Raw genomic sequence first — 26,877 nt, 5'->3', positions numbered from 1 at the left:
AGACCGGCCGCACGGAGGCGGTCCATCATTCGTCCGGTTGGCGGGGGACCGGGGCGCCGGCCGGGGCGGGCGGCGGCACCGGCGTGGTCTCCCGCAGCAGGGCGGTGAGCCCGGCCCGCCGGGCCACGACGGTCAACCGGTCCCCCGCGTGGATCACCATCCGTGGGTCGGTGGACCACTCCGTCTTCTGCCCGGCCCGGGTGTGAGCGAGCAGGCGCACCTCGCCGGGGCGGGCCACCGCGCCGAGCGGCCGGCCGTCGAGCGGGGAGCCGGCCACCACCGGCACCTCGGTGACCAGCAGCGCGTGCCGGTCGACCGGGATGGTGGCGATCACCGCGCGGTCCAGCATGGCCGCCGCGAACGCCGGCGCGGCCAGGTACGACACGCTGCGCGAGATGCCGATGCCGAACGCCTGCTGGATCCGCTCCGCGAAGTCGCCGTCGAAGAGGCGCAGCACTACCCGTAGGTCGGGGTCGAGGGACCGGGCGTTGAGCGCGGCGCGGAGGTTGACCCCGTCGTCGGTGGAGACCACCACGAGCGCCTGGCTGGTGTCGACGGAGGCGGCCCGCAGCGTCTCCTCCTGGCCGGCGTCCCCGATGATCAGCGGCACGCCGAGCCGGTGCGCCAGCGGGGCGCCGCGCGCCTCCGGGTTCTTGTCGATGGCCACCACCTCGACCCCGAAGTCGTGCAGTTGCGCCATGACCCGGGTGCCGATGTTGCCCAGCCCGACCACCACCACGTGCCCGGACCGGTCGGGCTGGATCCGGCCGGCGTGCAGGGCGAGCCGGGCGTTCACGATGCCGTCGACCACGGCGGCCGTGATGAGCGGGATGAGCGCAAGCCCGGCCAGGTTGAGCACCACCTGCATGACCTGGGCGGCGAGCGGCTTGTTGACGTCCGGGTCCTGCCCGCTGAGGGTGGTGACCAGGGTGAGGTAGAGCGCCTCGGACCAGGTCACGTCCGCCGCCCGGGCGTTGAGCCAGCCGAGCACGGCGATCACCGCGAGCAGCACCAGCACGGCCACGCCGATCTTGCGGGTGGCGAAGCTGCGGAGCGCGCGGAGCAGCACCGCCACGGGCTGCCGGCGCCGGCGCGCGCGGACCAGCCGGCGGGCGGCAAGCTCGGTGCCGGGCGGTCGCCCGGTCGCCTCGGCCAGCACCACGTCGGCGGAGGACTCGTCGGCGGGCAGCACCCGGACCAGCTCCGGGTCGGTGGTGACGGCCAGCCCGCTGACCACGTCCTGCGGGCGCACGTCGGCGCGGCGCGCCACGTAGAGGGTGCGGCCGGCGTGCCGGAAGTGGGTGGGGGCCAGCTCGCCGAGGGCGGCGGCCACGAAGGCCGGGGCGGAGATCGAGGCGTCGGAGAGCACCGCGGAGTCGGGGAAGAGCTGCCGCACGCCGTTGGCCAGGCTGGTGTTGAACATCCGGACCACCAGGCGCAGCCGGGGCTCGACCTCCTGGGCGCAGAGCGCGGCGTGCATGTTGCCCACGTCGTCCTGGTGCAGCAGGGCCAGCCCGTCCGCCCCGGCCAGCCCGGCGCTGCGGAAGGTGGCCTCGTCGAGCCGGTCCGCCCGGACGACCTGGATGCCCGGGAGATCCCGCCCGTCGGGCCCCTCGGAGCGGCGGCGCTCGGGCACCACCAGGGTGACCCGCACCCGGCCGGCGGGCGAGTCGGTGGCGAGCAGCGACCGGACCACCCAGTAGGCCAACGGATCCGAGCCGCAGACCACGTAGTGCGGACGGACGTCGCCGTTCATCTTCAGCCGCCATCCGGTCGCCCGGCGCGCGCGGTCGCGGAGGGGCTCGGCCATGTCCGGATCGTAGTCAGTCGCTCGCAGCGCGCGCAGCCCCCTCGATCATGAGCGCATGGTGCCGGCCAGTACGGGTAGAGCACCGCCATGCAGACGTTCCTGCCGTATCCGGACTTCCTGGCCAGCGCCCGGACGCTGGACCAGAAGCGGCTGGGCAAGCAGCGCGTGGAGACCATCCAGGTGCTGCGGGGGCTGACCCGGCCGGACTACGGCTGGCGCAACCACCCGGCGGTGAAGATGTGGGCCGGGTACGAGGAGGCGCTGACCCGGTACGGCCTGGACATGTGCGCGGTGTGGTGCGAGCCGGGCCGGGCGGACACCTGCGCGGCCACCATGGCCACCGACCTCGCCACGGCCTGCGGCATCGCCGTCATCCGCACCCAGGCGGAGCTGGCCGAGGCCGGCGAGCTGCCGCCCTGGCTGGGCCGGGAGGACCTGCACCGCAGCCACCGGTCGTCGCTGCTGCGCAAGGACCCGGCGCACTACGGCCCGCAGTTCGACGGCGTCCCGCCCGACCTGGAGTACGTCTGGCCGGCGTCGGACCGGCCGCGCCGCTGTCTGCTGCCGCCGGAGGCGTGAACCGGCAGACTGGAGGCTCCCGTCGGGCGGAGGCGCAGATGGCACTGTCGCGAGTGGTCGGCCGGCTCATCGGCGTACGCCGGCATCTGGTGGACCCCGGCGGTGGTGGCGCCCCGCGGGTGCCGCGGCCGGTGCGGGCCGTGGTGGTCGGCGGCGGCATCGCCGGCATGTCGGCGGCGGTGGTGCTGGCCGAACGCGGCGTCGGGGTGACCGTGCTGGAGGCGGCGCCGCACCTGGGCGGCCGGCTCGGCGCCTGGCCGGAGGAGCTGCCGCACGGCGTCCAGCGCAACGAGCACGGCTTTCACGCCTTCTTCCGGCAGTACTGGAACTGGCGGAACATCCTGCGCCGGGCCGACCCGACCCTGCGCTTCCTCAAGCCTGTTCCCGGCTACCCGATCCTCTCCGCGCAGTGGCCGACCGAGGAGTTCGGCCGGCTGCCGCCCGCACCGCCGGCCAACCTGCTTGCCCTGCTGCTGCGCAGCCCCAGCGTGCGCCTGGCCGATCTGCGGGTCATGGACCGGGACGCGGCGCTGCCGCTGCTCACCTACGACCCGGAGCGCACCTACGCCGAGTTCGACACCCGGACCGCCGACGAGCTGCTCACCTCGCTGCGGCTGCCGGACCGGGCCCGGGCCATGCTCTTCGAGGTCTTCTCGCACTCGTTCTTCAACCACGAGGCGGAGATGTCGGCCGCCGAGATGATCGCCCAGTTCCACTTCTACCTGCTCGGCAACCCGGAGGGGCTGGCCTTCGACTGCCCGGACCGGGACTACGCCACGGCGATCTGGGAGCCGCTCACCCGGCACGTCGAGCGCCACGGCGCCCGGGTCCGCACCGGCACGGCCGCCGCCCGGCTGGACCGGACGCCGGACGGCTGGCGGATCACCACCGCCGGGGGCGACACCGACGAGGCCGGGCACGTGGTGCTCGCCGTCGACCCGCCGGCGCTCGCGGCACTTGTCGCTGCCTCTCCCGGCCTGCTCGCGGCGGCGCCCGAGCTGGTGGCGCGGATGCCCGCGTTCGGCCGGCCCGGACCGCCGTACGCGGTGGCGCGCTACTGGATGGACGGCGACGTGCGCCCGGACCGGGCGGTGTTCAGCGGGGTGTCCCGCCAGCCCACCCTGGATTCGGTGACCCTCTACCACCGGCTGGAGGACGAGCCGCGGCGCTGGGCGGGGCGGACCGGCGGCTCGGTAATCGAGCTGCACGCGTACGCCTGCGAGCCGGACGTGCCGGCCGAGGAGCTGGCCGAGCGGATGCTGGTGGAGCTGACCGCGCTCTGGCCGGAGGCGGCCGCCCTGCGGGTACGCGCGCTGCGCGCCCGGGTCGAGGCGCAGGCGCCGGCGTTCACCCCGGGCAGCCACGCGGGGCGGCCGGGGGTGCGCACCGGAGCGCCCGGCCTCTACCTGGCCGGTGACGGCATCCGGACCGAGTTCCCGAGCGCGTTGATGGAACGGTCGGCGGCGACCGGGATCGTGGCCGCCAACCACATCCTCCGGGCGGAGGGGGCCGCGGCCGAGCCGGTCAGCTCGGTGCGCCCGCGCGGTCTGCTGGCCGCCCGGCGCTGACCCGAAACAGGTCATAAGCCCTCAAAAGCTGCACTAGTCTCGACTGACTCCGTCGGCACGGGAGGTCGGGAGGGTGAGTACGGCGCTGCGGGTGGACGACGAGCGGGACGACGCGTACGGGCTGCTCCGCGACGAGCGGGCGTGCGTGGTCACCGCGCTGCGCCTGGGCTGGTCGATGGCGGACACCTACCACCACGCGCAGACCACCGACCTGGTCGACGACGCGGGCCGGCCCGCGGCCGCCCCGCCCAAGCTCTCCAACGTCACCGAGCTGCCGGGACGGCTCCGGCTCGGGATGAACCTGGACGGGGTGGAGGTGGCGCTCGCCCAGATCGCCGCGCTCACCGCGCCCGGCCGGCCGGTGCCGTCCACCGCCGCCGCCCGCGCCGCCGCCGGGGCGGACCGGGAGCCGCTGCTGCTCGCCCTCGACGAGCTGAACGTGGCGGTGCTGCGCTGGACGATGGCCACCAACCACCGGGTGGGCCTGGCCTACCGGCTCGGCCGGTCGCTCGCCGACACGGTCCGGCACGGCGACGCCCACCAGCTGGTCGGACGGTTCGGCGGGCGGCAGGTCCAGATCAGCCGGTGGCTGGACGAGCTGGCCAGCGTGCTGCCCCCGTACTCGGCGGCGGTGGTGCGCCACTCGCTGGCCGCGTGGGCGGCGGCCGTCACCCGGGCCGCGATCGGCGACCCGGGCGAGGCGGGGCTGGCGGAGCTGGCCCGCGAGCTGCGCAACCAGGGCGAGCTGTGGCGGGGCGTGCTCACCGGCGGCCTGCACCCGCGCGACCTGCTGGACGAGGAGAACTGGGCGGTGGTGGCCCGGAACCTGATCATCCGGGACCGGAAGCTGGTGGTGCAGGCGGCCCGGGGGATCTTCTGGCCGGTGCTCGCACCCCTGCTGGTGGTGCTGCTGGCGGTGGTCGGGGTGAGCGCCGCGGCGGCGGCCGGCTCCCCCACCACCCGGGCGGCGGTGGCCCTCGTCGGCCTGGGCGCCGGGCTCACCGCGATCTGGCGGTCGGTGTCCACGCCGGCCCTGTCGGTGGCCGCCGAGGTGAACCGGCCGCTGCTGGAGAGCGAGCTGGTGGTGCAGATGGCCGCCCGGCTCGGCCGCCCGCTCGCCGCGGCGCGGGCCGCCGGGCGGGCCGGCCGGCAGCGGCCCGCGCCGGACGGCGGATCGAAATACGTTGCCCGCGTTTCCGGCGCGGATCTACCGTGAGCGCGCAAGGTCAACCACCGCTCAGGGAGCCGTCGATGTCGCTGCGACACGCCACCACGATGCCGTCGTGGCTGCTCAGCGACGGTTGCCGAGCCGAAGGTCCCCGCCCCGGGTGGCCCGACTGACGCGCCCGCGCGTCCCCGTCGTCGCCGCCCGGTCCCGTGGACCGGGCGGCTTTTTGCTGCCGTACCACCGATCGTGAAGGGAGAGCCCGGTGGACGCCGTCCTCGTCATCAACGCCGACCTCGGCCCGCTGCACCGGGTCACCGTCCAGCACGCGATCCGGATGCTCTGCCGGCGGGTCGCCGAGATCCACGAGGCCGAGCCGGACCAGGTCATCGGGGTCTTCCCGATGCCGCGCGTGGTCCGCCTCGTCCGGTACGTGGTGACCCGCTGGCGGTTCAGCGCCGGCCCGGCCTGGTCCCGGGGCGGGGTGCTGCGCCGCGACAGCCGGCGGTGCGCCTACTGCGACGGCCCGGCCAGCACCGTCGACCACATCCTGCCCCGCTCGCGCGGCGGCCGGAACACCTGGGGGAACACCACCGCCGCCTGCTACGCGTGCAACCAGCGCAAGGGCGACCGGACCCCCGCCGAGGCGGGCATGCCGCTGCGGCGGGAGCCGGTGACGCCGAGCTGGGCCGCCCTGGCGCGGTGACGGACGGCCGGCGGGCACAGGGGGCCGCGTCGGAGGTACGCCTCCGGCGCGGCGCCCGCCGGCCCCCGTCCGCTCCGGCTCATTCCGGTGTCACCGGCCGCCACCGCAGGCCGTCCTCGGAGAGATACACGTGCCGGGCGTCGTACCAGAGGTAGCGGCCCTGGTCCACGGGCGCTGGTGGGGCGAGCACCACCGCGACGGGCTCGCTCAGCTGGGTGTACACCCGGCCGTCGGGGCTGACCAGGAGACCGGAACTCGTTTCCCGCTGGGCGAGGATGACGTGCGACCCGTCCCGGGCGACCAGCGAGGCACCCTGGGCCCGCCAGCCCTCCGGCAGGCGGGGCGAGTCCGTGGAACGCCAACCGGCGCCGCCGTCGGTGCTGCGGTAGACCCGGCGCAGAGCGCCCGCGTCAGGATCCAGGAAGCTCACGACGACCGTCCGGCCGTCCGTCGTGGCGGCGTCGAAGAAGCACCCGTCGACCGCCGAGTCCCGGTCGAAGACGTGGGTGGACCAGCTCCGCCCTCCAGTGCGGCTCACCGCCAGCGCCGGTCGACCGGTCGCCGGATCGCAGCCGCGCACCCAGTAGCCGGCGGAAGGCGGCGCCACCAGCGGGACGGCGGCGTCCAACGGTGGCGGCGAGGCCAGCGGCGCCAGCGCGCCGGCCTCCGGATCGGCCACGACGATCCCGCAGTCCGGCGGGGCGTACAGCACGCAACCCCAGATCCGGGTGCCGGGCGCCGCCGCCTCCCGCGCGGACCCGGCGGCGCCGGCGTCGCGCCAGATGCGACCGCCGTCGACGCTGATCCGGCGGGCGGTCGGCCGGCTTCCCTTGCCCGGGTCGGCGAGCGGCAGGTCGACCACCAGGAACGTCGGGCCGAGCACGGTCGGCCGGACGGGGTCGCCGTCCGGGCGGGCCCCGAACTCCGACCGTCGCTGCCAGGTGCGTCCGCCGTCGGTCGAGGCGACCAGGCGCTGGACGCAGTCCGCGCAGTCGGCCAGCACGGCGTAGAGGTGGTCCCGGTCGCCGGCACCCGCCCACACCACCTCGGGCCGCGCACCCGCGGCCGGACCTGGCGGCTCGCGCAGGGCGGCCAGCGACGGCAGGACGGTGACCGCGGCCAGCACGGCGACGGCCGCCGCCACCAGCGTCCCGGCCGCCGCCGCGACCCGGGCCCGGGCACGCAGCCGCCCGGCCCGCCGCCGGACGGTGCCGAAGTCGGGTTGCTGTACGAGCCCGTTCAGCTCGTCCTGCAGACCGCGGAAATCCGGCTCAGGCATGGCGCACCTTCCTCTCGTCGGCGGTGGCGTCCTCGGTGAGATGACGGGCGAGCGCGGCCCGCCCCCGGGAGAGCCGGGCCTTGACGGTGCCGACCGGCACGTCGAGCGCCGTGGCCACCTCCGCGACCGGCAGGTCGGCCAGGTAGTGCAGGACGATGGCTTCCCGGGTCGGACGGGCCAGCCGGCGCAGCGCCTCGACCAGGGCCACCCGGTCGGGCGACAGGCCGGGCACCTCGGCGGGTGGCGCTGGGACCCGTCCGCTGCGCAGCAGCCGGTCGAGCAGCCACCGCCGGCGGAACCGGGTCCGTGCCAGGTTCATGGCCACCGTGCGGAGCCAGGTCTCTGGATCGTCCAGGCCGAGGAACCGGGCGGGTCGGGCCAGCGCGCGGGCGTACGCCTCGTGCACCGCGTCCTGCGCCTCGGGCAGGCTGCCGGTCAGCGCGTACAGCTGACCCACCAGCCGGCGGTAGTGCGCCTGATACGCCTCGCGCACCGCCGTCACGCCGTCCATCCGCTCCCCTTCCGACGCCGTCACGAGAACGGACCAGCGGGGCGGCGGGAAGGTTGCACCCGATTCGTCAGACGGCCGGCGGGGTCCAGCCGAAGCGTGGCGGCCGACGTTCGGTGACGGCCGCGATCCCCTCGCGGGCCTCGCCGCTCTTCCGCACCTGCCCGTGCCACCAGGCGATCCGGTCGGCGTCGGCGCGCCCGTCGACGATCTCCTTGGCCGCGGCCACGGTGAGCCGGGAGCGCTCGGCGATGGTGGCGGTCACGGCGGCCACCCGGGCGGCGAGCGCGTCGGCCGGCAGCACCTCGTCGACCAGCCCGATCCGCAGGGCCCGCTCGGCGTCGACCAGCTCGCTGGTGAAGAGCAGGTGCTTGGCGGCGGACGGCCCGACCAGCGTGGCCAGCCGCCGGGTGGTCGGCGCGGGATAGACCAGCCCCAGCCGCGCCGGGGGTACGCCGAACCGGGCGTCCGCCGCGGCGAGGCGCAGGTCGCAGGCGACGGCGAGCTGGCAGCCACCGCCGACGCAGGCGCCCTCGATCGCCGCCACGGTGGGCCGGCCGAACGCGGCCAGCCGCTCCTCGGCGGCCACCGCGATGCTGCCGTCCCCGGCCTCCAGCAGCTCGTCCAGGTCGCCCAGGTCGGCGCCGGCGCAGAAGGTGCCGCCGGCCCCGGTGAGCACGAGCACCCGCACCGCCGGGTCGGCCTCCAGGCCGTCGAGCAGCACCGGGAGTTGCCGCCACATGGCCGGCGTCATGGCGTTGCGGCGCGCCGGGTTCCGGATCACCACGGTCGCCACCGGCCCGCTCACCGTGACGGTCAACTCCGCGTCCGACATCTCTCCCCCTCGCGCCGCCGGTACTCCGGCGACCGTAACGGGCGGGGCCCGGCGACCACCCGCGTGGGGGTGGCCGCCGGGCCCCGGGGTCGGGCGGTCAGGTCAGGAGACGTTGACCGCGGTGTCGTCCACCACGAAGGAGGTCTGGAGTGAGGAGTCCTCGGTGCCGGTGAACTTCAGGGTGACGGTCTGGCCGGCGTACGAGGCCAGGGAGAAGGACTTCTGGCTGTAGCCGGTGGCCTTGTTCAGGTTCGAGTACGTCGCCAGGGTGGCCAGCACGGTGCCGGAGGAGTTGAGCACCTGCACGGTCAGCTTGTCGTACTGGACGCTGCTGGTGGTCTCGGCCGAGTCGATGTGCAGCCAGAACGTGAAGTTGTACGAGGTGCAGCCGGCCGGCAGGCTCACCGACTGCGACAGCGTGTCGGTGTGGGTGCTGCCGTAGCCGTCCAGCCACGCGTTCCACGTGCCCGTACGCGGCGGCTGGCCACTGGAGCCGTACTGGCCGATGACGCCCGAGGTGGACGACCAGACCGTGTTACCCGACTCGAAGCCCGGGTTGCCGAGCTTCTGGCCGGCGCCGGTGCAGCCGCCGCCCGTGCCGTTCACGGTCAGCGTGTAGGTCGCCGAGTGGTTCACCGAGCCGGCGCCGGTGACGGTCACCGAGTAGGTGCCGGACGGGGTGCTCGCCGTGGTGGCGATGGTGAGCGTGGACGAGCCGCCGGAGGTCACCGAAGCCGGGCTGAACGACGCGGTGGCGCCGGTCGGCAGGCCGGACGCGGAGAACGTCACGGTCTGCGCGGTCCCGCTGGTGGTGGCGGTGGAGACGGTGGTGGAGACGGAACCGCCCGCGGTCACCGAGCCGGAGGTCGGGGAGAGCGAGACGGAGAAGTCGTTGCCGGTGGAGCCGCAGGGCGCGTCGTTGCCGGCCACGTTCACCGCGGTCCACGCCGCCTGGACGGTCTTGTACTCGGTGGAGCAGTTGCCGTACAGGTCGGTCGCCGCCTTGAGGGTGTAGGCCCGGGCGGTGTTCGACGGGGTGGTGGTGTTGACGTACGAGGTGTTCGAGGTGAAGTACACGTCGAGCGCCCGGTACCAGATCTTCTCCGCCTTGGCGCGACCGATGCCGGTCACCGCCGGCGCCGAGCCGCAGACCGGCGACGTGCCGTACGCGGTGGAGCCGGTGCCCTCGGCCAGGTTGAAGTAGAAGTGGTTGGCCACGCCGGAGGAGTAGTGCACGTCCTTGTTCTTCGTGCTGGTCGACCAGCAGGAGTCGGACGAGCCGTCCAGCGACGGGTTGTACATGTAGCGCAGCGGCGTACCGTTGCCGTTGATGTTGATCTTCTCACCGACCTGGTAGTCGCCCGGGTCGCTCGGCGCGGCGGCGTAGAACTCCACCATGTTGCCGAAGATGTCGCTGGTGGCCTCGTTGAGGCCGCCGGACTCACCGGAGTAGACGAGCCCGGAGAGCGCCTCGGTGACACCGTGGCTCATCTCGTGCCCGGCGACGTCGAGCGAGACCAGCGGGCGCGAGTTGCTCGACCCGTCGCCGTAGGTCATCTGGGAGCCGTCCCAGAAGGCGTTGACGTAGTTGCTGCCGTAGTGCACCCGGCTCGGCACGCCCGTGCCGTTGCCGAAGATGCCGTTGCGGCCGTGCGTGTTCTTGAAGTAGTCGAAGGTCTTCGCGGCGCCGAAGTGGGCGTCGACGCCGGCGGACTGCCGGTTCGAGTTGGTGCCGTTGCCCCAGTTGTTGTCGGGGTCGGTGAAGGTGGTGCAGGTGCCGCCGGTGGTGTTGTTCATGTCGCAGGTACGGCCGTTGCCGTGCGACGGGTCCACCATCTGGTAGGTGCTGCCGGAGAGCGTCGTGTCGATGCTGACCGTGCCGGTGTAGATGCCCTGGCCGCTGCCGACCACCGTCTCGATCTCGTCGTAGGAACCGATCACCGCGCCGGTGGTCGCGTCCGTGACGACGTGCAGCTTGGACGGCGTCTGCTTGTCCGCCTTCCAGCCGCTGGCGACGGTCTCCCAGGCCAGCCGGCCCTTGCCGGAGCTGGCGTCGACGAAGAGCTCGGGGGCGCCCACCGAGGTGAGCGAGCCGGAGAACGCCTTGCGCGCGCTGGCCTTGGCCGCGGCCGAGCCGACCTTGGCCGTGGTGCCCAGCGTGAGCGGCGCGGCTAGGCCGACCGAGGTCCCGGCCATCGTGCCGTTCGGCGCGGTGTGCACGACGAAGTCGCCGCCGTAGACGCGCAGGCCGTGGTAGGTCCGGGCGTACCGGGTGTGGGTGGCCCCGGACGGGTCCACCTTCGTGCGGACGGCCTGGTACGCCTCTCCACTGGTGCCCTGGACGGCACCGGGGTTGGCGCGGAGCAGGCTGTCCGCACGGGCTGCGGCGGACTCGGGGGTCGGGGCGCTGGGGGTTGCCGCGTACGCCGTGGTGGTGACGCAGGTCAGCACGCCGCTGGTGAGCAGCGCTGCGCTGACGGCGGCGACGGATCTTCTCACGTGCCCTCCTGAAGGGGGGAAGTTGTGACGGGGGTAGTCACTGATGTAGATATAGCGATACATCGAAGAACGTGAAAGGGTGCGAGCGCTTTCCTGCCGGAGACACTGACCGTTCGGACGATGCGACGGAGGGTGTCGGAACCGGGTGGCTCCGCCGTGCGTCCGATCGGGCATGAGAGCCACCCCCGTCGCGGCGACCCTCCTCGCCGCGCTTCTCACCCCGCTCGCCGCCTGCGCCCAGAACGGCGACGCGCCCGCGTCCACCGGCCCGGCCCCGATCACCGCCGCGCCGGCCGTGCCGGTGGAGCTGACGAAGTCCGGCGGCATCGCCGGGCTCAACGACACCGTCACCGTGTCGCCCGACGGCCGGTGGACCCGCGTGGACCGGACCGGCGCCTCCCGCACCGGCCAGCTCAGCGCCGCCGACCTCGACCGGCTGCGGCAACTCGCCGCCGACTCGCGGCTGGCCGCGGAGGCCACCGCCACCGTCCCGGCGACCATGTGCGCGGACGCGTTCAGCTACCGGCTCACCGTCGGCCCGACCACCACGGGCTACGTGGACTGCCCACCCGAGGCCACCCCGCCGCCCGCCACGGCCGCCGTGGTCGACCTGCTCACCCGCGCCACCGGCTGATCCCGGTCCTCACCAGTCGGCGGCCGCCGCCAGCAGCGTCCGCCGCACCGCCTGAACCTCGCGCCGGCCGGTCGCCCCCGGTCGGGCCGCCAGGAAGAGCGTGTTGAGCGGTGGCACCGGCGGCGCGAGCAGCAGACGCAGCGCGCCGGACGCCAGCTCGCCCCGGCAGAGGTACGTCGGCAGCACACTGACCCCGGCGCCCGCCACCACCGCCGCCCGGACCGCCCGGAGGTCCGCCACGACCAGGCTGGGCGTCCGGGTGAGCCGGGTCTCGAAGACGGTCCGCCAGTACCGGCGCAGGATCGGGGCCTCCTCGCCGTAGGCCACCAGCGGCACGTCGCGCAGCGCCGCGGGGGTGACCGGGTCGGGCAGCCGCCCGGACCAGGCCGGCGCCCCCACCAGCACGAACTCCTCGTCGTAGAGGGGCTCCACGGCCACCCCTCGACGGCGCGGGCGCAGGCTGGTCACCGCCAGGTCGAGCCGACCGGCCACCAGGTCGTCGACCAGCTGGTCCGGCAGGCCGGCCGAGGCGCGCAACTCCAGTCCGTCGGCGACCGGACCGGCCAACGCGGGCAGCACCCGCTCGGCGAGGAACTCGGCCGGCCCGCCGAGGAACACCGTCCGGGGGTACGCCGTGGTCGGGTTCTCGGCCAGCACGGCGGCGAGCCGGTCCAGCGGGTCGGCCACCCGGCGGGCCAGCTCGTTCCCGGCGGCGGTCGGGGTGACGCCCCGGGGCAGCCGCGCGAAGAGCGGCCGGCCGACCGCCTCCTCCAGCGCGCGCAACTGGGCGGTCACCGTGGGCTGGGCCAGCCCGAGCAGCTCCGCCGCGCCGGTGATCGACCCCGACCGGTGCACGGCGAGGAAGCTGCGGAGCAGGTCCAGGGACACCTTCACATCAGCAAACCTATCGCCGGCGTGACCTTCGCCTATTGGTCAGCTATGGATCCGCGCGCCAGCATGGTGGGCATGACTCGTGCACTCATCGCGCTGACCAGTCACTCCGAGCTGGGCCGGACCGGCCGCCGGACCGGCTTCTACGTGGGCGAGGCCGCGGAGCCGTGGGAGGTCTTCCGGGCCGCCGGCTACGAGGTCGACCTCGTCTCGGTGGCCGGCGGGCAGCCGCCGCTCGACGGCCGGGACGAGAACGACAAGACCCAGAACGACTTCCTCGCCACCGCCGGGGTGGCGGACACGCCGAAGGCCGCCGACGTCGACCCGACCGGGTACGACGTGATTCTTTTCGCCGGCGGCCACGGCACCATGTGGGACTTCCCCGACAACGCGGACCTCGCCCGGACCGCCCGCTCAATCTACGAGCGCGGCGGCGTGGTGGCCGCCGTCTGCCACGGCCCCTCGGCGCTGGTGAACCTGAAGCTCTCCGACGGCTCCCACCTGGTCGCCGGAAAGCGAGTGGCCGGCTTCACCAACGACGAGGAGGCGGCCGTCGGCCTCACCGACGAGGTCCCGTTCCTGCTCGCCGACAAGCTGACCGAGGCGGGCGCCCAGCACGTCCCGGCGCCCAACTTCACCGAGCAGGTGGTGGTCGACGGCCGCCTGGTCACCGGCCAGAACCCCCAGTCCGCCCGCGCCATGGCCGAAGCGGTCGTCAAGCTGCTCGCCGTCTGACCCCGGGATCAGATGCGGTAGGCCGGGGGAAGTCCGGTGGCGCGGAGGTCCGGGGGCAGGTGGGCCACGTCGTTGAGGGCGATCAGGGTGGGCGGGGCGGCGGGCGTGTAGCGGATGACGGTCAGGCCGGCGTTCTGGTGGTTCAGGCCGATCCACCGCGGCTCCGGGGCCTCCAGGGCGTGCCGGACCAGCCAGGCGACCAGGAAATTGTGGGTGACGATCAACTCGCGTACGTCACCCTCGGCGGGCGCGGTCGCGAAACGCGCCACGGCCTCCGCCGTCACGCGCGGCCCGTCGAGCCGTTCCCGCTCGGTGAACCCGGCCAGGAAGGCCGCGTACGGCTCGGGCAGGCCGGCCGGGTCCGTGTCGTGCGGCATGTGGTCCCCGGCCCGGTCGTCCTCGTACACCGGGACGCCCGGCAGCGCGGCGGCGACCAGCGCGGCGGTCTCCGCGGCGCGGCGGGCCGGCCCGTGGTGGACGGCGGCGAAGTCGGTGCCGCGCAACCGCTCGCCCAGCAGCGTCGCCTGCCGGCGGCCACGCGCCGACAGGCCGGTGTCCGCCTCCTCCTCCGGCCGGTCCTGCTCGCCGTGCCGGACCAGGTAGAGCAGTCGGCTGGGCACTCGGGTCACCTCCGCGGTCGGGAGAGGCGAGACTAGCCGCCCGCTCCCGACCGCGCGGTCCCGCCGGTCAGGCGCGCGGGTGCATCTGGCCGATCCGGATCCGGTTGCCGAACGGGTCGCGGATCCCGAAGTCGATCCCGTACGGCCGCTCGGTCGGCTCGTCGGTCACGTCCACGCCCTTGGCGACCAGGTCCTCGTACGACTTGCGCGCGTCGTCGGTCGTCAGGCAGAGCCAGCCGCTCATCGCGCCCTTGGTCAGCAGCTCGCGGACCCGCTCGGCGGTGGCCGGGTCGAGGGCCGGCGGGCCCGGCTTCTCCAGCAGGATCTCGTGCTCCGGGTCGCCCGGAACGTTGACCGTGAGCCACCGCATGAAGCCGAGGTCCTGGTCGGTGTTCACCTCGAGGCCGAGCTTGCCGACGTAGAAGTCGAGCGCCTCGTCCTGGTCGAGGACGTAGATCTGGGAGCGGGAAATCGAGGTCATCGTCATGCCTGGAACGCTAGAGCAGCCCGCTGACCTGCTGCTTATCCAAAAGTGACGGGTTCGCCCGCGCCGCCGCGTGCGAACGCAACGGGGTCCGGCCTGCGTCGTTTGTCCACACGGGACACCACCCGGCGTGAGCGATTGTTAACTTGCTGGCCACGCAGCCGCTCCACCGCGACTCCGAGGGACCGCAGATGCACGTGATGCTTGCCTGGTTCGCCGCCGCTCCGCTGCCGGAGCCCGCGCGGGCCGCCCGGATGGACCGGTTCGAGCGGGCCGCCGCCGAGGTGGTGCCCGACACCTGGCGACGGCACGAGTTCGGCGGTGACGACTGGGGCGTCCTGGTGCTGCACCCGGCCGACCCGGGCGCGTACCGGTGGCCGATGGTCGGCACCGAGGGCCCGGTCACCGCCGTGTCGCTGGGGATACCGGTCGGGCTCGACACGGCGGCCGGCCCGGCCGCGCTGGCCGCGCGGCTGCTCGCCGGGGAGGACGTGCACCGCGAGGTGGTGCCCCCGTTCGGACTGCTGGCGCTGCACCGGGACCGGTTCGCCCTGCAACAGGACTGGCTCGGCATGGCCCGGGTGTTCACGGGCGCCGCCGACGGGGTGAGCGCCTGGTGCACCCGCCCCAGCCTGCTCGCCGCGTTCCTGCACGGCAGGGCCCGGCCGGACCTGGCCGGCTGGACCTCGTACACCCTCTGCGGGCACTTCGGCGGCGACATGTCGCCGATCGAGGGCACCCGGCTGCTGCGCCCCGGCGAACGGGTCACCGGTCGCCGCCGGGCCGAGGGCGGCTGGCACCTCGACACCGAGCTGCGGTACGCCACCGACGACGTGGTGTGCGGCGGACACGCCGAACAGGGACGGCCGCTGGACGAACGGCTGGACCGGGCGGCCGACGCCCTGACCCGGGCCGCGGCCAGCCTGCACCCGCTGCACGACGCCGAGGTCACCCTCGGCCTCTCCGGCGGCCGGGACTCGCGGCTCATCGCCGCGACGCTGATCGCCGCCGGCCACACGCCCCGGCTGGTCACCAACGACGACACCGCGGCGGAGGGCGAGGTGGCCCGCCGGCTGGTGCAGCTCCTCCAGGAGAAGCGGGGACTGCGCCCGGACCACCAGATCCGGCTCGCCGGCGCCCCGGCCAGCGTGCTCGCCACCGGCCTGCGCGAGCGCGCCCGACGCCTCGCCCACCTGCACGACCACCAGTTCCCCTCGACCTACCTGGCCCGCCCGGCCGTCCGCGACCGGCTGCACGAGGCCGTCCGCGCGGCGAGCCTCACCGGCGCGGCGGGTGAACTCGCGGTGGGCTACTGGTACCCGGCGGCCGGCGCCGATCCCGCACCGACCCCGGAGCAGGCGGGCCTGACCAAGCTGCTCGCCGGCGTGCCGCACGCCGCCGCGGCCCCCGAGGCGGTGGCCGCGGAACGGGACCGGGTCACCGCCGTGCTGGCCCACGCCCGCGGCCTCGGCCTGCGCGACGAGCACCTGGTCGACTACCTCTACCTCGTCGAGCGGATGCGCCGGTGGTGCACCTCCGCGTACCTCACCGGCATGGTCACCCCGTTCCTGGCGCCGGGCTTCGTGGCCACCACCTTCGCCCTCAGCGTGGCCCAGAAACGCGACCGGCTGCTGCACACCGAGCTGATCGCCCGGCTGGTGCCGGAGTGGACGGAGGTGCCGTTCGTCAGCGCCGCCACCGGGCCCTCCACCGCCACCCGGGTCTGGGAAGGCGACGGGGTCACGGCCGTCGCCGACCTGCTGGACACCGCACACGGGCCGCTCACCGGGCTGATGCGCCGTCCGGCCGTGGAGCGGGCGCTGCGCACCGCGGTCCGGGGCGGCCGGCCCGATCCCCGGATCCTCCAGCAGTTCACCGCGCTGGCGGTGGCCTCGGAGCGGCTCGAACCCGGCACCACCCGCGCGCCGACCGGCGCCACCTACGCCCGCCTCGTCGCGCCGCCGCGTCCCCGCACCCCGGCGACGGGCCGGCTGGCCGCGCTGCGCTGGATCCGGCGGACCCGGCTCGGCGACCGGCTCTGGGTCACCGTGCGTCGTCGCGTCCGAGGCCGGTGACCGCCGCGCTCGGCCGCATCCAGGCCATGGTGAAGCAGCTCGGCACGGCTGCCGGCGTCGCCTTGCGCCGCCGGTAGGCCGACGGCGACTCGCCGACGATGTCGCGGAACGTCCGGCTGAAGGTGCCGAGGCTGCCGAAGCCCACCAGGTGGCAGATCTCGGTGACCGGCTGGTCGGTCTGCACCAGCAGGTACATGGCCCGCTCCACCCGCCGCCGTTGCAGGTAGCGGTGCGGCGTCTCGCCGAAGGTCGCCCGGAAGGTGCGGATGAAGTGCGCCGCCGAGACGTGCGCGATCCGGGCCAGCGCCGGCACGTCGAGCGGCTCCGCGTACGCCCGGTCCATGGCGTCCCGGGCGCGCAGCATCGCCCGGTTCGACTCCTCGACCGCGCGGCTCACCCGACCACCAGGTCGAGTTCCCGGAGCTGCTCGGGGTCGGCCACCACCTCGATGCCGATGATCCGGTCGGTGACCGTGAAGCTGAGCGCGAGGCGGGTCCGGCCGTCCACGACGACCACCGCGCCGGGCAGCCCGTCCACGAACGCGGGGACGGCGGCCTGGGCCCGGCCGTTGAAGAAGTCGGCCACTACCGAGGAGCCGCGCGACTCCGCGGTCCCGCCCATCCGCACCGCCGCGGCGTCGGCGCGCAGCACCACGTACGGATCGAGGAGGGTGACCAGGTCGTCGAAGCGACCCTCCCGGGACGCGGTGAGGAACGCCTCGACCACCCGGCGCTGGCGGGCGGGGTCGGCGACGGGGTCGGCCGACCGGGTCTGCACGCGGCGGCGGGCCCGGCTGGCGATCTGCCGGACCGCCGGGGTGGTGCGGTCCACCACCGGCGCGATCTCCTCGAAGGAGACGGCGAACATGTCGTGCAGCACGAACACCAACCGCTCGGTCGGGCCGAGGGTGGTCAGCACCACCTCGAGCGCCTGACCGACGGACTCCGCGAGCAGCGCCTCCTGCTCCGGGTCCCGCCCGCCGACCGCCTCCCCCGCCGGCCGGTCCCCCGCCTCGTCGGCGGCCTCCTCGTGCCGGCTGCTGGCCGAGCGCAGCCGGTCCAGGCAGACCCGGCCGACCGTGGTGGTCAGCCAACCGGGCAGGTTGTCGATGGCGTCGACGTCGGCGCGGCTCAGCCGGAGCCAGGTGTCCTGCACGGCGTCGTCGGCCTCGGCGCCGGAACCGAGCATCCGCTGGGCCACCGCGCGCAGGCGCGGGCGCTGCTCCTCGAAGCTGCGGACCAACAGGTCGGTGTCGCTCACGGCCCCGCCATCCCCCACGCTCTCCGGGTGACCGCCGTCACATCTGTCACGCCGCCGGCCCCGCCCTCGACAACCCGGTGACGGACGACGACAGCGGCCGCGCGGCGAACGCCGGCCAGCCTAACAGGACAGGACGGATGAAAATGTCTCTCGAGGCTCGCATCCAGAACCCGGCAGCCCTCCTCCCCGACGCCGTGAAGGCGGTCAACCTGCTCTACAAGTCCGCGTACTCGGCCGGCGTGCCGGGCACCACCCTGGAACTGGTCCACCTGCGGGCCAGCCAGATCAACGGGTGCAGCGCCTGCGTCGACTCCGGCGCGCGCGGCGCGCGGAAGAACGGCGAGACCGAGGAGCGGCTCTTCGCGGTGGCCGCCTGGCGCGAGACGCCGTACTTCACCGACGCGGAGCGGGCCGCCCTCGACCTGGCCGAGCACGCGACCCGGCTCGCCGACCGGAGCGACGCCGTGCCGGACGAGGTGTGGGACGAGGCGGCGAAGCACTTCGGGGAGAAGGAACTGGCGGCGCTGGTGCTCTGGATCGCCACCACCAACTTCTTCAACCGGATCAACGCCACCACCCGGCAGCCGGCCCCGCAGAACTGGGGCTGAGCGCCAACCCTCGCGGGGCGGCGGTGTGCGCACCGCCGCCTCGCCGATCGGGTGCGGGTTTGTTCCCGACATCGGTGGGGAAGGCTGCCGGGCTGGAGTCGACCGGGTCCGCGCCGAGGAGGCCAGAGGTGGCTCGTGGGGGAATGTTCTGGTCTCGCGCGGCCGGCGGCGACCGGAAGGACCGGCGCAGCACCCCGGTAGGTGCGGAGCGGGACCCCGGGCGGGTCGTCGCGTTCAGTGACGCGGTGGTCGCCATCGCCGTCACGCTGCTCGTCCTTGAGATCCGCCCGCCCGAGGACACCCGACACCTGTGGCAGGGCCTCCGGGAACTCTGGCCGTCCTATGCGGCGTACTTCCTCACCTTCCTGCTCATCGGCCAGATGTGGGTGAACCACCACGTCATGTTCGACCACATCCGCTCCGCGGATCGCCTGGTACTGCTCTTCAACACCCTCCTGTTGATGCAGATCGCGTTCCTTCCCTTCGCGTCGGCCGTCCTGGCCAGCGCGTTCGAGTCCGGTCACGGGCAGCGAACCGCCGTCGTCTTCTACGGCATCTCCTACGAGGTGGCGGCGATCCTGTTCAACGTCATCTGGGAGTACGCGCGGCACGGCCGCCGCCTGCTGGACCCGGTAACCGACCCGGCGACCGCGGCGGCGATCAGCAGGCGCTTCCGGCCGGCACCCGTGTGGATCGCCGCCGGAACCGCCCTGGGCGCGTGGCACCCCGTTCTCGGCGTGGCGGTGCTCGCCGCGTTCGTCCCGTTCTACTGGTGGCCGATCAAGGGCGAGGTGGCCAGCATCAAACGGGCCCGCGAGCGCGCCGGCGGAGAATCCGCCGCCTCGTGAGTGTCGAAGCGTCGCGGCGGCGGCCGCCGCCGCGAGACACCTGAGGGAGATGGCCCGGCTGGCAATTGCCTTGCCGGCCGCACCGCGAACTGCAACGCTCCCTCAATGATCGACAAACCTGACGTCGACGAGCGGTTGCTGGCGGCTGAGGTGGCCGCCGCCTGGTCCGTGGACGTCAGCGATCTCGCGTTCATGCCGGTCGGGCTCGACGGGCACGCATGGGCGTACCGGGTGGACACGTCCGACGGTGGGCGCTACTTCCTGAAGATGCGCCGCGGCGACTTCACCCGGGCTGCCGTTCTGCTGCCCGGCTTTCTCCGCGCGCAGGGCCTCAGACAGGTCGTAGCGCCGACAGACCTTCCAGACGGCGGAACCAGCCGCAGGTTCGGGGACTATCGACTGCTGCTCTACCCGTTCCACGACGGCGGCAGTCTGTGGGGCCGCGGCCTCACCGACCGCCAGTGGATCGAGTACGGCGAATTCCTCGGTCGGTTGCACGGGGTCACGCCGAGCGCGGACCTCGCCGCCGTCCTGCCCGTCGAAACCTACCGGTCGAGCGCGGGTGAGCGGCTGCGGACCCTCGGCGGGCAGGCTGCGGCGAGCGAGGCCCTCGGCGCTTTCTGGGACCGCTACGGTGCCGCGCTGCATCGGTTGGCGGAGACGGTCGACGACCTGGCCTCCCGCGTGACGCAAGGCCAACACGTCATCTGCCACGCCGACATCCATCCGGGCAACCTGATCGCCGACGGCGACGGTCCACTGCACGTCGTGGACTGGGACGCGCCGATCCTCGCACCACGCGAACGGGACCTGATGTTCATCTACAGCCGGGACTTCGGCGACCACCCGATCAACGCCCACCGCGCCGAACTCTTCCGCCGAGGCTATGGGCCGCTGGAGCCGGACCGGACCATGCTGAGCTACTACCGCGGCGAGCGGCACCTCGACGACATCGCCGTATTTCTCCGTAGCATCCTCGACCCCGAGGCCAGTGCGGAATCCCGAGCCAACGACCTGTACTGGCTCACCCGCATCGCCGAGACCGTCGCCGACCCCGGCTACGCGCCCTGATCTCCGCGGCGATCGAATGAAGGGGACAAATGGCTTGCACAGGCGCCGGACCGAGAGTTTGACTGCTCGCCATGCATTCCCCCTCACCGATCTTCGTCGCCGGCACGGGTCGTTCGGGAACGTCACGGATCGCCGACATCATCGGCGAACATCCGCTGATCCATCGCATTCCGATGGAGACCAAGTTTCTCATCGACCCGGGTGGCCTGCGGGACCTGGCCGACGCGCTCACCGATCGGTACGACCCCACCGGCGGTGAGGACGCCCTGCACCGGCTCAGCGACTTCCTCACCGTACGAGTCCCCGGCCGGCGCGACGATCGCGGCAAGACTGTTCCCGAGCTGGTCGGCGAGCGGCGCTACCGGGACGCGGTGCAACAGCTCTGGCCGCAGTTGATCGCGTACACATTCGAAGAACCTGCGCCCGCGGAAGGCTTCGGGAACGCCGACCGGCCCGCGGGGCCGTTCGAGCCGTCGAGCCGCAGGCGGGTGGTCCCCAGATATTTCAGCGACCGGGGAGAGCTGCTCGGAATCCTGCGAGGGCTGATCGACACCATGTTCGGCGGAGCAGCCGCCGACGCGGGCAAGCCGACCTGGTGCGAGAAGACACCGTTCAACCTGCTGTGCATGGACTTCCTGTGGGAGCTGGTCCCCGAAGCGACAATCGTGCACATCAAGCGTCACCCGGTATCGGTGCTCGCATCCCACCTGGCCCAGCCCTGGGCACCGCCCACCGTCGACGGCGCGCTCGCCTACCTCAAGCCCGTCTACCAGCGATGGCTCACCTGGAAGGACACGGTCGACCTGACGGGCAGGCGATACATCGAGGTCAAAGCAGAAGATCTCGCAGCCGACTGGCCCGGGCAGCGCAAGGCCCTGTTCGAACGACTCGACGTCGACGACTTCGCCACCACCTCCACGTTCCAGTCGCACAAGCTGACGAACCGCAACAACCAGTTCGACGACGAGACCCGCGAGCTCATCGAAGAGGCACTCGGCAAGGTCATCCCGGCCATGGGATATGAGTGACGGGTCCGGCTCTCGTTCCTGACTTCCCGCCCGACGAGGGAGCCGGGCTGTTGCAACCCGGCTCCCGTGCTGATCAGTTCGGGTTGAGCGCGGTGAAGAACTGCCTGAGTTCGCCGGCGAGCAGGTCTGGTTCCTCGAGCGGCATGAAGTGTCCGCCCCTACCTGGTTCGCTCCAGTGCCGGATGTCGGTGCAGGCGCGTTCGGTGATCTCGCGTGGGAAGTTGGCCATCGACGGTTCGGTGCTCACCGTGAACGCGGCCGGCACCGTGATGTCGGGTCGTGGACTGTTGCGTTCGAAGTCGAAGTACTGCCGGAAGCTCGAGCCGATCGCGCCGCTGGTCCAGTACAGGGTGATGATCGTGAGCAGGGTGTCCCGGTCGAAACGGCTCTCCAGGTCCCCGTGGTTGTCACTCCAGTCCCGGTACTTGTCGATGAGCCAGGCGGCCAGTCCGGCCGGGGAGTCACTGAGCGCCGCGGCGATGGTGTCCGGCCGGGTGCCCATGATCGCGCTGTAGCCGCCGTCGGTCTGGTCGTACACCGCCTCGGCATCGAGAAACGCCTGCTCGGCAGGTGACAACGGGTGAGAGTCGAAGCTGGCCGGGAACGGTGGATGGATCATGTGAATGCCGACCACCTGCTCGGGATACAGGGCGCCCAGCCAACCGGTGACCACGCCGCCGACATCCCCACCGAAGGCGCCGTAGCGCCGGTAGCCGAGGACGTCGGTCATCAACAGGTGCAGCGTCCGCGCCATCGCAGCGCGGGTGAGCGGACCCTCCGGTAGCTCCGAGTACAGGAAGCCTGGCAGCGAGGGAACCACTACGTCGAACGCGCCGGCGGGGTCGCCCCCGTACTTCGCGGGGTTGGTCAGCCGATCGACCAGCGGCAGCATCTCCACGAAGCTGCTCGGCCAGCCGTGGCTCAGGATCAGCGGCAACGGCGCGGGCGCGTCGGCCGGACGGGCCCCGGGTACGCGGAGGAAGTGCGTACGCCGGCCACCGATCTGGGCCTGGTACTGCGGCAATGCGTTGAGTTCGGCTTCCCGGGCGCGCCAGTCGAACCCGTCGGCCCAGTAGGACACCAGGTGTCGCAGGTAGTCGGGGTCGGCGCCGGCCTGCCACGGCTGATCACCGCTACGGTCCGTGAAGCGGGTTCGGGCCAGTCGGGCCCGCAGGTCGTCGAGTACCTCGTCGGATACGTCGATACGGAACGGGGAGAAGGTCATTGTTCCTCCGGCTAGGAGGGCGCTCCCCGACGCGAGATCAGCGGACAGGGATGGCCGGGTGGAGCGCCCAGACGTGACATCGGGTGTTCACCGGGCTCACCTCCCCTCATCGCTGACGGGGGTCACTCTACACATGATCCGTTCGGCTGGCCGACGTGAAGATCACGCTCGAGGTCCACGCGCACGCCGACCTCACGCGACGCGTCAGGCGCTCATCCGGCCGTCTCGCGGCGGCTGCCGCCGCGAGATGCCTGATGGAATATGGAGCCCCCGGCCGGGATCGAACCGGCGACATCTCGCTTACAAGGCGAGTGCTCTGGCCAGCTGAGCTACAGGGGCGTGTGGTCCGGGCTCAGCATAGCGACCGATGGCCGAAAATCCCGTTCGGCAGGGCTCCCGAGCACGGAAAACGTCGATTTGCTGACCTCCGTGCCAACGGATCGATGCCCGGACGCCGCCACGGCCGTGGAGATTGATACCTCGCCGTGCCCGACTGACCGTTATGCCGTATGCGGTCCGTCCCACCGGGTGCCTCCCGTCTTGGCAGGCTCGCCAAACCCGTTTACGGTGCAGTGACACGGACGACACTCCGGTTGGCCTCGGCTGCCCGGTCGACCGCCCGTCTGGCCGGCACCTCGGGTGCCGGTCGCTCCTTCCACTCGGATCGTCCGGCACGTTCCTGCCGGTGAAAGGAAGCGCTCCACCATGGCTACGGTCACCTACGCGAAGGCGTCCCGGATCTACCCGGGCACCGGACGCCCCGCGGTCAACCAGCTCGACCTCCAGATCGGCGACGGGGAGTTCCTCGTCCTGGTCGGCCCGTCGGGTTGCGGCAAGTCCACCAGCCTCCGGATGCTCGCCGGCCTGGAGGACGTCGACGACGGCGCGATCTACATCGACGACCGGGACGTCACCCACCTCCCGCCGAAGGCCCGCGACATCGCGATGGTCTTCCAGAACTACGCCCTCTACCCGCACATGACGGTGTACGAGAACATGGCGTTCGCCCTCAAGCTGCGCAAGACCTCGAAGTCGGAGATCGACCGGCGGGTCAAGGAGGCGGCCGGGCTGCTCCAGCTGGAGGAGTACCTCAGCCGCAAGCCGAAGGCGCTCTCCGGCGGTCAGCGCCAGCGCGTCGCCATGGGCCGCGCGATCGTCCGCGAGCCGCAGGTCTTCCTCATGGACGAGCCGCTGTCGAACCTCGACGCCAAGCTCCGGGTGCAGACCCGCACGCAGATCGCGTCGCTCCAGGCCAAGCTGGGCGTCACCACGGTCTACGTCACCCACGACCAGGTCGAGGCCATGACCATGGGTCACCGGGTCGCGGTCATGCTCGACGGCGTCCTCCAGCAGGTGGACACCCCCCGGGCGCTCTACGACACCCCGGCCAACGTCTTCGTCGCGGGCTTCATGGGCTCCCCGGCCATGAACATCAAGACCGTGCCGCTGACCGAGCACGGCGCCGCGTTCGCCGAGCTGAACGTGCCGCTGACCCGCGAGCAGGTCGAGGCGGCCCGCGCCGAGGGCGGCGACGGCAAGGTGACCGTCGGCTTCCGTCCGGAGGACTGCGACCTGGTCAGCCCGACCGAGGGCGGCATGCCGGTCGTGGTCGAGCTGGTCGAGGACCTGGGCTCCGACGCCAACGTCTACGGCCACGCCGCGCTGGAGGGCCACAACGAGCGGTTCGTGGTCCGCACCGACCGGCGCTCGATGCCGAACATGGGCGACACCGTGTTCGTCAAGCCGCGCACCGGCCGCAGCCACGTCTTCCACTCCGCCACCGGCAACCGGATCTGACGTACGCGAAGAAAGGGGCGGCCCGCCACGGCGGACCGCCCCTTTTCCGTGCCGTCGTTACGCCTCGACGGAGCGGCGGCGGGCGACCTCGGCGAGGGTGACCGCCGCGGCGACGCTGGCGTTGAGCGACTCGACGTCGGAGACCATCGGGATGCTGACGGTCAGGTCGCAGGTCTCGCCGACCAGGCGGGACAGCCCGCGCCCCTCCGAGCCGACGACCACGACCAGCGGGCCGACCGCGGCCTCCAGGTCGTAGAGGTCGGTCTGCCCGTCGGCGTCCAGGCCGACCACGATGAAGCCGGCGTCCTTGCACGCCTTCAGCGAGCGGGTCAGGTTGGTGACCTGGGCCACCGGCACCCGCGCGGCCGCGCCGGCGCTGGTCCGCCAGGCGGTTGCCGTGATCCCGGCGGCCCGCCGCTCGGGTACGAAGACGCCCTGCGCGCCGAACGCGGCGGCCGACCGGATGACCGCGCCGAGGTTGCGCGGGTCGGTGACCCCGTCGAGCGCGACCAGCAGCGGGGCGGCCTGCTCCAGCGACGCCGCCATGAGGTCCTCGAACGGCTCGTAGGCGAACGGCGGCACCTGGAGACCGACGCCCTGGTGCAGCACGCCGCCGGTCATCCGGTCCAGCTCGGCCCGGCTGATCTCGAGGATCGCGATGCCCCGGTCGGCGGCGGTGCGGATGATCTCGTTGACCCGGTCGTCGATGTCGATGCCCTGGGCCGTGTAGAGGGCGGTCGCCGGCACCTGGGCGCGCAGCGACTCCAGCACCGGGTTGCGGCCGACCAGCAGCTCCGGGCTGTCCTTGGCCGGGTTCGCCTTGCGGCCGGGTGCGACCCGCGGGCCGGACCGGCCGGCGGGCTTGCCGCCGCGGCCCTTCGCGACGGCGGGGACGCCCCGGCCTCCGCCCTTGCCCCAGGTGGTGTCCTTGCTGCCCGGCTGACCGATCTTGGGGGCGCGCCCCTCCTCGGCCGCCGCGCGGCGCTCCTTGTCCTGCTTCCAGGCGGTGCGCTGGGGCAGCTTCTCGGTGCCCGAGTAGGCCTTGTGCCAGGGCCGCTCGTCGGCGGGGAGGGTGCGGCCCCGGCCGGCGAGGGAGTCCTTGTTCTTGCCGCCGGAGCCCTTCTGGGCACCCGCCTTCGGCGTCAGTCGCCGGCCACGGCGCTGCGAGTTGCCGGCCATCAGTCCTGCTCTCCAATAGTCCAACGCGGGCCCTGGGGGGTGTCCTCGACGACCACGCCGGCCTGCTTGAGCTGGTCGCGTACGGCGTCGGCGGCGGCCCAGTCCTTGCGGCTGCGGGCCTGAGCGCGCTGCTCCAGGGCGAGCGCGATCAGGGAATCCACCACGCCGCGCAGGTCGTCTGCGCGGCCGCCGCCGGTCCAGGCCGGGTCCAGGGGGTCGACGCCGAGGATATCCAGCATCGCCCGGGTGGCGGCCAGGGTCGTGCGGACGGTCACATCGTCGCCGGCGGTCAGGGCGGTGTTGCCGTCCCGGACCACCTCGTGCAGCACGGCCAGGGCGGCCGAGGTGTTGAGGTCGTCGTCCATCGCCGCGACGAAGCCCGCCGGCAGTTCGCCGGGCTGCCCGGCGCCGACCCGCTCGGCGGCCCGCTGCACGAAGCCCTCGATCCGCCGGTAGGCGACCGCGGCCTCGCGCAGCGCGTCCTCCGAGTAGTCGATGCGGGACCGGTAGTGGGCGGCGGCGTAGTAGTAGCGCAGCTCCACCGGGCGCACCCCGAGGGACGCCACGTAGTCGAGGTCGAGGGTGTTGCCCAGCGACTTGCCCATCTTGGTGCCACCGATGCCGAGCAGGCCGTGGTGCACCCAGTAGCGGGCGAACGGCAGGTCGGCGGCCTGCGACTGGGCGATCTCGTTCTCGTGGTGCGGGAAGGTCAGGTCGAGCCCGCCGCCGTGGATGTCGAACTCGGCGCCCAGGTAGCGCCAGCACATCGCCGAGCACTCGATGTGCCAGCCGGGCCGGCCCCGGCCCCACGGCGACGGCCAGTAGGCGTCGACCGGCTCGCCCGGCTTGGCGCCCTTCCAGAGCGCGAAGTCGCGCGGGTCGCGCTTGCCCCGCTCCGGGGCGTCCCCGGCGGACTGCATGTCCTCCGGCGACTGGCCGGACAACGACCCGTACGCCGGCCAGGAGGCCACGTCGAAGTAGACGTCGCCGGAGCCGTCGGTGGCCGGGTAGGCGTGCCCGGTCTCGATGAGCCGGGCGATCAGCTCGTGCATCTCCGGGATGTGCCCGGTGGCCCGCGGCTCGTAGGTCGGCGGCAGCACGTTCAGCGCGCGGTAGGAGTCGGCCAGGATCTGCTCGTTGGCGTACGCGATCGACCAGAACGGCCGCTCCTTCTCCACCGCCTTGACCAGGATCTTGTCGTCGATGTCGGTCACGTTGCGGATGAAGGTGACCTCGAAACCGGAGGCGCTGAGCCAGCGGCGCAGCACGTCGTAGTTGACACCGGAACGAAGGTGGCCGATGTGCGGCGGGGCCTGGAGGGTGAGACCACACAGGTAGACCCCCACCTTGCCGGCTTCCCGCGGGACGAAGTCCCGCACCGAACGGGTGGCGGTGTCATACAGGCGTAGCGTCACCGTACAAGGGTAGCCGTCCGCGCATTTCGAGGTACCCCGGAGCCGGGTCGTACGCTGC

Annotated in this window: 25 protein-coding genes and 1 tRNA gene; 12 read left to right on the top strand and 14 right to left on the bottom strand. The window is 73.1% G+C overall.

The genetic code is table 11. The features are described from left to right. Positions 1 to 25 precede the first annotated feature (25 nt). The gene (locus NLX85_RS10790; protein ID WP_374628075.1) at positions 26 to 1,810 is read right to left on the bottom strand and encodes an NAD-binding protein; all 1,785 of its coding nucleotides are present in this window, start codon (positions 1,808 to 1,810) and stop codon (positions 26 to 28) included. A gap of 87 nt (positions 1,811 to 1,897) precedes the next feature. Here NLX85_RS10790 and NLX85_RS10785 point away from each other — a divergent pair, with 87 nt between their 5' ends. From NLX85_RS10785 to NLX85_RS10770, 4 genes are all read left to right on the top strand, one after another. Further along, a complete protein-coding gene (locus tag NLX85_RS10785; protein WP_212831781.1) occupies positions 1,898 to 2,389 on the top strand; it encodes an MSMEG_6728 family protein in 492 nt (163 codons plus the stop codon). A gap of 38 nt (positions 2,390 to 2,427) precedes the next feature. Then, positions 2,428 to 3,957, top strand: a complete 1,530-nt coding sequence (locus NLX85_RS10780) for an FAD-dependent oxidoreductase (protein WP_254334186.1) — start codon at positions 2,428 to 2,430, stop codon at positions 3,955 to 3,957. Between the two features lie 73 nt (positions 3,958 to 4,030). Continuing rightward, positions 4,031 to 5,173, top strand: a complete 1,143-nt coding sequence (locus NLX85_RS10775) for a hypothetical protein (RefSeq protein WP_254334184.1) — start codon at positions 4,031 to 4,033, stop codon at positions 5,171 to 5,173. Positions 5,174 to 5,387: 214 nt separating this feature from the next. Next, entirely contained in the window at positions 5,388 to 5,828 is a 441-nt protein-coding gene (locus NLX85_RS10770) for an HNH endonuclease (RefSeq protein WP_254334181.1), read from the top strand. A 79-nt stretch (positions 5,829 to 5,907) separates the two neighbouring features. On the opposite strand, the gene NLX85_RS10765 is transcribed toward NLX85_RS10770, so the two are convergent. The 4 genes from NLX85_RS10765 to NLX85_RS10750 all read right to left on the bottom strand — a co-directional run bounded on the left by NLX85_RS10765 (position 5,908) and on the right by NLX85_RS10750 (position 10,949). Beyond that, entirely contained in the window at positions 5,908 to 7,107 is a 1,200-nt protein-coding gene (locus NLX85_RS10765; RefSeq protein ID WP_254334179.1) for a hypothetical protein, read from the bottom strand. Beyond that, on the bottom strand, positions 7,100 to 7,618 hold the full coding sequence (locus tag NLX85_RS10760) for an RNA polymerase sigma factor (protein ID WP_254334177.1): 519 nt from the start codon (positions 7,616 to 7,618) through the stop codon (positions 7,100 to 7,102). The genes NLX85_RS10765 and NLX85_RS10760 overlap by 8 nt, the downstream gene beginning before the upstream one ends. Before the next feature lie 67 nt (positions 7,619 to 7,685). Beyond that, positions 7,686 to 8,450, bottom strand: coding sequence for an enoyl-CoA hydratase/isomerase family protein (locus NLX85_RS10755; RefSeq protein ID WP_254334175.1), 765 nt, complete (start codon positions 8,448 to 8,450; stop codon positions 7,686 to 7,688). A 102-nt stretch (positions 8,451 to 8,552) separates the two neighbouring features. Beyond that, positions 8,553 to 10,949: a M4 family metallopeptidase gene (locus NLX85_RS10750; protein WP_254334173.1), complete on the bottom strand. Its 2,397-nt coding sequence runs from the start codon at positions 10,947 to 10,949 to the stop codon at positions 8,553 to 8,555. Positions 10,950 to 11,121: 172 nt separating this feature from the next. Here NLX85_RS10750 and NLX85_RS10745 point away from each other — a divergent pair, with 172 nt between their 5' ends. Further along, positions 11,122 to 11,583, top strand: a complete 462-nt coding sequence (locus NLX85_RS10745) for a protealysin inhibitor emfourin (protein WP_254334172.1) — start codon at positions 11,122 to 11,124, stop codon at positions 11,581 to 11,583. A 9-nt stretch (positions 11,584 to 11,592) separates the two neighbouring features. On the opposite strand, the gene NLX85_RS10740 is transcribed toward NLX85_RS10745, so the two are convergent. Continuing rightward, the gene (locus tag NLX85_RS10740) at positions 11,593 to 12,477 is read right to left on the bottom strand and encodes a LysR family transcriptional regulator (protein ID WP_254334171.1); all 885 of its coding nucleotides are present in this window, start codon (positions 12,475 to 12,477) and stop codon (positions 11,593 to 11,595) included. Between the two features lie 72 nt (positions 12,478 to 12,549). Between NLX85_RS10740 and NLX85_RS10735 the strand changes: the two genes are divergently transcribed. Further along, positions 12,550 to 13,209: a type 1 glutamine amidotransferase domain-containing protein gene (locus NLX85_RS10735; protein ID WP_254334169.1), complete on the top strand. Its 660-nt coding sequence runs from the start codon at positions 12,550 to 12,552 to the stop codon at positions 13,207 to 13,209. Positions 13,210 to 13,217: 8 nt separating this feature from the next. On the opposite strand, the gene NLX85_RS10730 is transcribed toward NLX85_RS10735, so the two are convergent. Together NLX85_RS10730 and NLX85_RS10725 are read right to left on the bottom strand one after the other, a co-directional pair. Beyond that, complete coding sequence (locus NLX85_RS10730) at positions 13,218 to 13,829, bottom strand: histidine phosphatase family protein (protein ID WP_254334167.1); 612 nt, start codon at positions 13,827 to 13,829, stop codon at positions 13,218 to 13,220. Positions 13,830 to 13,896: 67 nt separating this feature from the next. After that, the gene (locus NLX85_RS10725; protein ID WP_148431003.1) at positions 13,897 to 14,316 is read right to left on the bottom strand and encodes a VOC family protein; all 420 of its coding nucleotides are present in this window, start codon (positions 14,314 to 14,316) and stop codon (positions 13,897 to 13,899) included. A 188-nt stretch (positions 14,317 to 14,504) separates the two neighbouring features. On the opposite strand from NLX85_RS10725, the gene NLX85_RS10720 reads away from it, so the two are divergent. After that, positions 14,505 to 16,388, top strand: coding sequence for a hypothetical protein (locus NLX85_RS10720; RefSeq protein ID WP_254334165.1), 1,884 nt, complete (start codon positions 14,505 to 14,507; stop codon positions 16,386 to 16,388). Here NLX85_RS10720 and NLX85_RS10715 read toward each other — a convergent pair. After that, positions 16,357 to 16,785 (bottom strand): helix-turn-helix domain-containing protein, encoded by a 429-nt coding sequence (locus NLX85_RS10715; RefSeq protein ID WP_254334163.1) that lies wholly within the window; start codon positions 16,783 to 16,785, stop codon positions 16,357 to 16,359. The two genes, NLX85_RS10720 and NLX85_RS10715, sit on opposite strands and share 32 nt — an antisense overlap. Continuing rightward, positions 16,782 to 17,648: a sigma-70 family RNA polymerase sigma factor gene (locus NLX85_RS10710; protein WP_254334161.1), complete on the bottom strand. Its 867-nt coding sequence runs from the start codon at positions 17,646 to 17,648 to the stop codon at positions 16,782 to 16,784. Before NLX85_RS10710 ends, NLX85_RS10715 begins: the two co-directional genes overlap by 4 nt. A gap of 137 nt (positions 17,649 to 17,785) precedes the next feature. Between NLX85_RS10710 and NLX85_RS10705 the strand changes: the two genes are divergently transcribed. The 4 genes from NLX85_RS10705 to NLX85_RS10690 all read left to right on the top strand — a co-directional run bounded on the left by NLX85_RS10705 (position 17,786) and on the right by NLX85_RS10690 (position 21,203). Further along, positions 17,786 to 18,256: a carboxymuconolactone decarboxylase family protein gene (locus tag NLX85_RS10705; RefSeq protein ID WP_374628074.1), complete on the top strand. Its 471-nt coding sequence runs from the start codon at positions 17,786 to 17,788 to the stop codon at positions 18,254 to 18,256. A gap of 128 nt (positions 18,257 to 18,384) precedes the next feature. Further along, positions 18,385 to 19,104, top strand: coding sequence for a TMEM175 family protein (locus NLX85_RS10700; protein ID WP_254334153.1), 720 nt, complete (start codon positions 18,385 to 18,387; stop codon positions 19,102 to 19,104). 105 nt (positions 19,105 to 19,209) lie between these two features. Beyond that, positions 19,210 to 20,175, top strand: coding sequence for a phosphotransferase enzyme family protein (locus tag NLX85_RS10695; RefSeq protein WP_254334151.1), 966 nt, complete (start codon positions 19,210 to 19,212; stop codon positions 20,173 to 20,175). Positions 20,176 to 20,246: 71 nt separating this feature from the next. Then, positions 20,247 to 21,203, top strand: coding sequence for a sulfotransferase (locus NLX85_RS10690; RefSeq protein WP_254334149.1), 957 nt, complete (start codon positions 20,247 to 20,249; stop codon positions 21,201 to 21,203). A gap of 73 nt (positions 21,204 to 21,276) precedes the next feature. Here NLX85_RS10690 and NLX85_RS10685 read toward each other — a convergent pair whose 3' ends face one another. Beyond that, the gene (locus NLX85_RS10685) at positions 21,277 to 22,428 is read right to left on the bottom strand and encodes an epoxide hydrolase family protein (protein ID WP_254334146.1); all 1,152 of its coding nucleotides are present in this window, start codon (positions 22,426 to 22,428) and stop codon (positions 21,277 to 21,279) included. Positions 22,429 to 22,690: 262 nt separating this feature from the next. Next, positions 22,691 to 22,767 (bottom strand) — tRNA-Thr (locus NLX85_RS10680). Between the two features lie 366 nt (positions 22,768 to 23,133). Between NLX85_RS10680 and NLX85_RS10675 the strand changes: the two genes are divergently transcribed. Beyond that, positions 23,134 to 24,225, top strand: a complete 1,092-nt coding sequence (locus NLX85_RS10675) for an ABC transporter ATP-binding protein (protein WP_254334144.1) — start codon at positions 23,134 to 23,136, stop codon at positions 24,223 to 24,225. 57 nt (positions 24,226 to 24,282) lie between these two features. Here NLX85_RS10675 and rlmB read toward each other — a convergent pair whose 3' ends face one another. Together rlmB and cysS are read right to left on the bottom strand one after the other, a co-directional pair. Beyond that, positions 24,283 to 25,404: a 23S rRNA (guanosine(2251)-2'-O)-methyltransferase RlmB gene (rlmB, locus tag NLX85_RS10670; protein ID WP_254334142.1), complete on the bottom strand. Its 1,122-nt coding sequence runs from the start codon at positions 25,402 to 25,404 to the stop codon at positions 24,283 to 24,285. Beyond that, positions 25,404 to 26,819 (bottom strand): cysteine--tRNA ligase, encoded by a 1,416-nt coding sequence (cysS, locus tag NLX85_RS10665; protein WP_254334135.1) that lies wholly within the window; start codon positions 26,817 to 26,819, stop codon positions 25,404 to 25,406. Before cysS ends, rlmB begins: the two co-directional genes overlap by 1 nt. Positions 26,820 to 26,877 lie beyond the last annotated feature (58 nt).

Source organism: Micromonospora sp. A3M-1-15, assembly GCF_024213425.1.
In the GTDB taxonomy this organism is placed as follows: Bacteria; Actinomycetota; Actinomycetes; order Mycobacteriales; family Micromonosporaceae; genus Micromonospora; species Micromonospora chersina.
This window is presented reverse-complemented; position numbering and strand designations above follow the sequence as displayed.

Coding starts and splice junctions, on each gene's coding strand:
- NLX85_RS10785 (WP_212831781.1), top strand. CDS start 1,898: ATGCAGACGTTCCTGCCGTATCCGGACTTCCTGGCCAGCGCCCGGACG.
- NLX85_RS10690 (WP_254334149.1), top strand. CDS start 20,247: ATGCATTCCCCCTCACCGATCTTCGTCGCCGGCACGGGTCGTTCGGGA.
- NLX85_RS10765 (WP_254334179.1), bottom strand. CDS start 7,107: ATGCCTGAGCCGGATTTCCGCGGTCTGCAGGACGAGCTGAACGGGCTC.
- NLX85_RS10720 (WP_254334165.1), top strand. CDS start 14,505: ATGCACGTGATGCTTGCCTGGTTCGCCGCCGCTCCGCTGCCGGAGCCC.
- NLX85_RS10780 (WP_254334186.1), top strand. CDS start 2,428: ATGGCACTGTCGCGAGTGGTCGGCCGGCTCATCGGCGTACGCCGGCAT.
- NLX85_RS10695 (WP_254334151.1), top strand. CDS start 19,210: ATGATCGACAAACCTGACGTCGACGAGCGGTTGCTGGCGGCTGAGGTG.
- NLX85_RS10745 (WP_254334172.1), top strand. CDS start 11,122: ATGAGAGCCACCCCCGTCGCGGCGACCCTCCTCGCCGCGCTTCTCACC.
- NLX85_RS10790 (WP_374628075.1), bottom strand. CDS start 1,810: ATGGCCGAGCCCCTCCGCGACCGCGCGCGCCGGGCGACCGGATGGCGG.
- NLX85_RS10735 (WP_254334169.1), top strand. CDS start 12,550: ATGACTCGTGCACTCATCGCGCTGACCAGTCACTCCGAGCTGGGCCGG.
- rlmB (WP_254334142.1), bottom strand. CDS start 25,404: ATGGCCGGCAACTCGCAGCGCCGTGGCCGGCGACTGACGCCGAAGGCG.
- NLX85_RS10685 (WP_254334146.1), bottom strand. CDS start 22,428: ATGACCTTCTCCCCGTTCCGTATCGACGTATCCGACGAGGTACTCGAC.
- NLX85_RS10675 (WP_254334144.1), top strand. CDS start 23,134: ATGGCTACGGTCACCTACGCGAAGGCGTCCCGGATCTACCCGGGCACC.
- NLX85_RS10755 (WP_254334175.1), bottom strand. CDS start 8,450: ATGTCGGACGCGGAGTTGACCGTCACGGTGAGCGGGCCGGTGGCGACC.
- NLX85_RS10705 (WP_374628074.1), top strand. CDS start 17,786: ATGAAAATGTCTCTCGAGGCTCGCATCCAGAACCCGGCAGCCCTCCTC.
- NLX85_RS10725 (WP_148431003.1), bottom strand. CDS start 14,316: ATGACGATGACCTCGATTTCCCGCTCCCAGATCTACGTCCTCGACCAG.
- NLX85_RS10760 (WP_254334177.1), bottom strand. CDS start 7,618: ATGGACGGCGTGACGGCGGTGCGCGAGGCGTATCAGGCGCACTACCGC.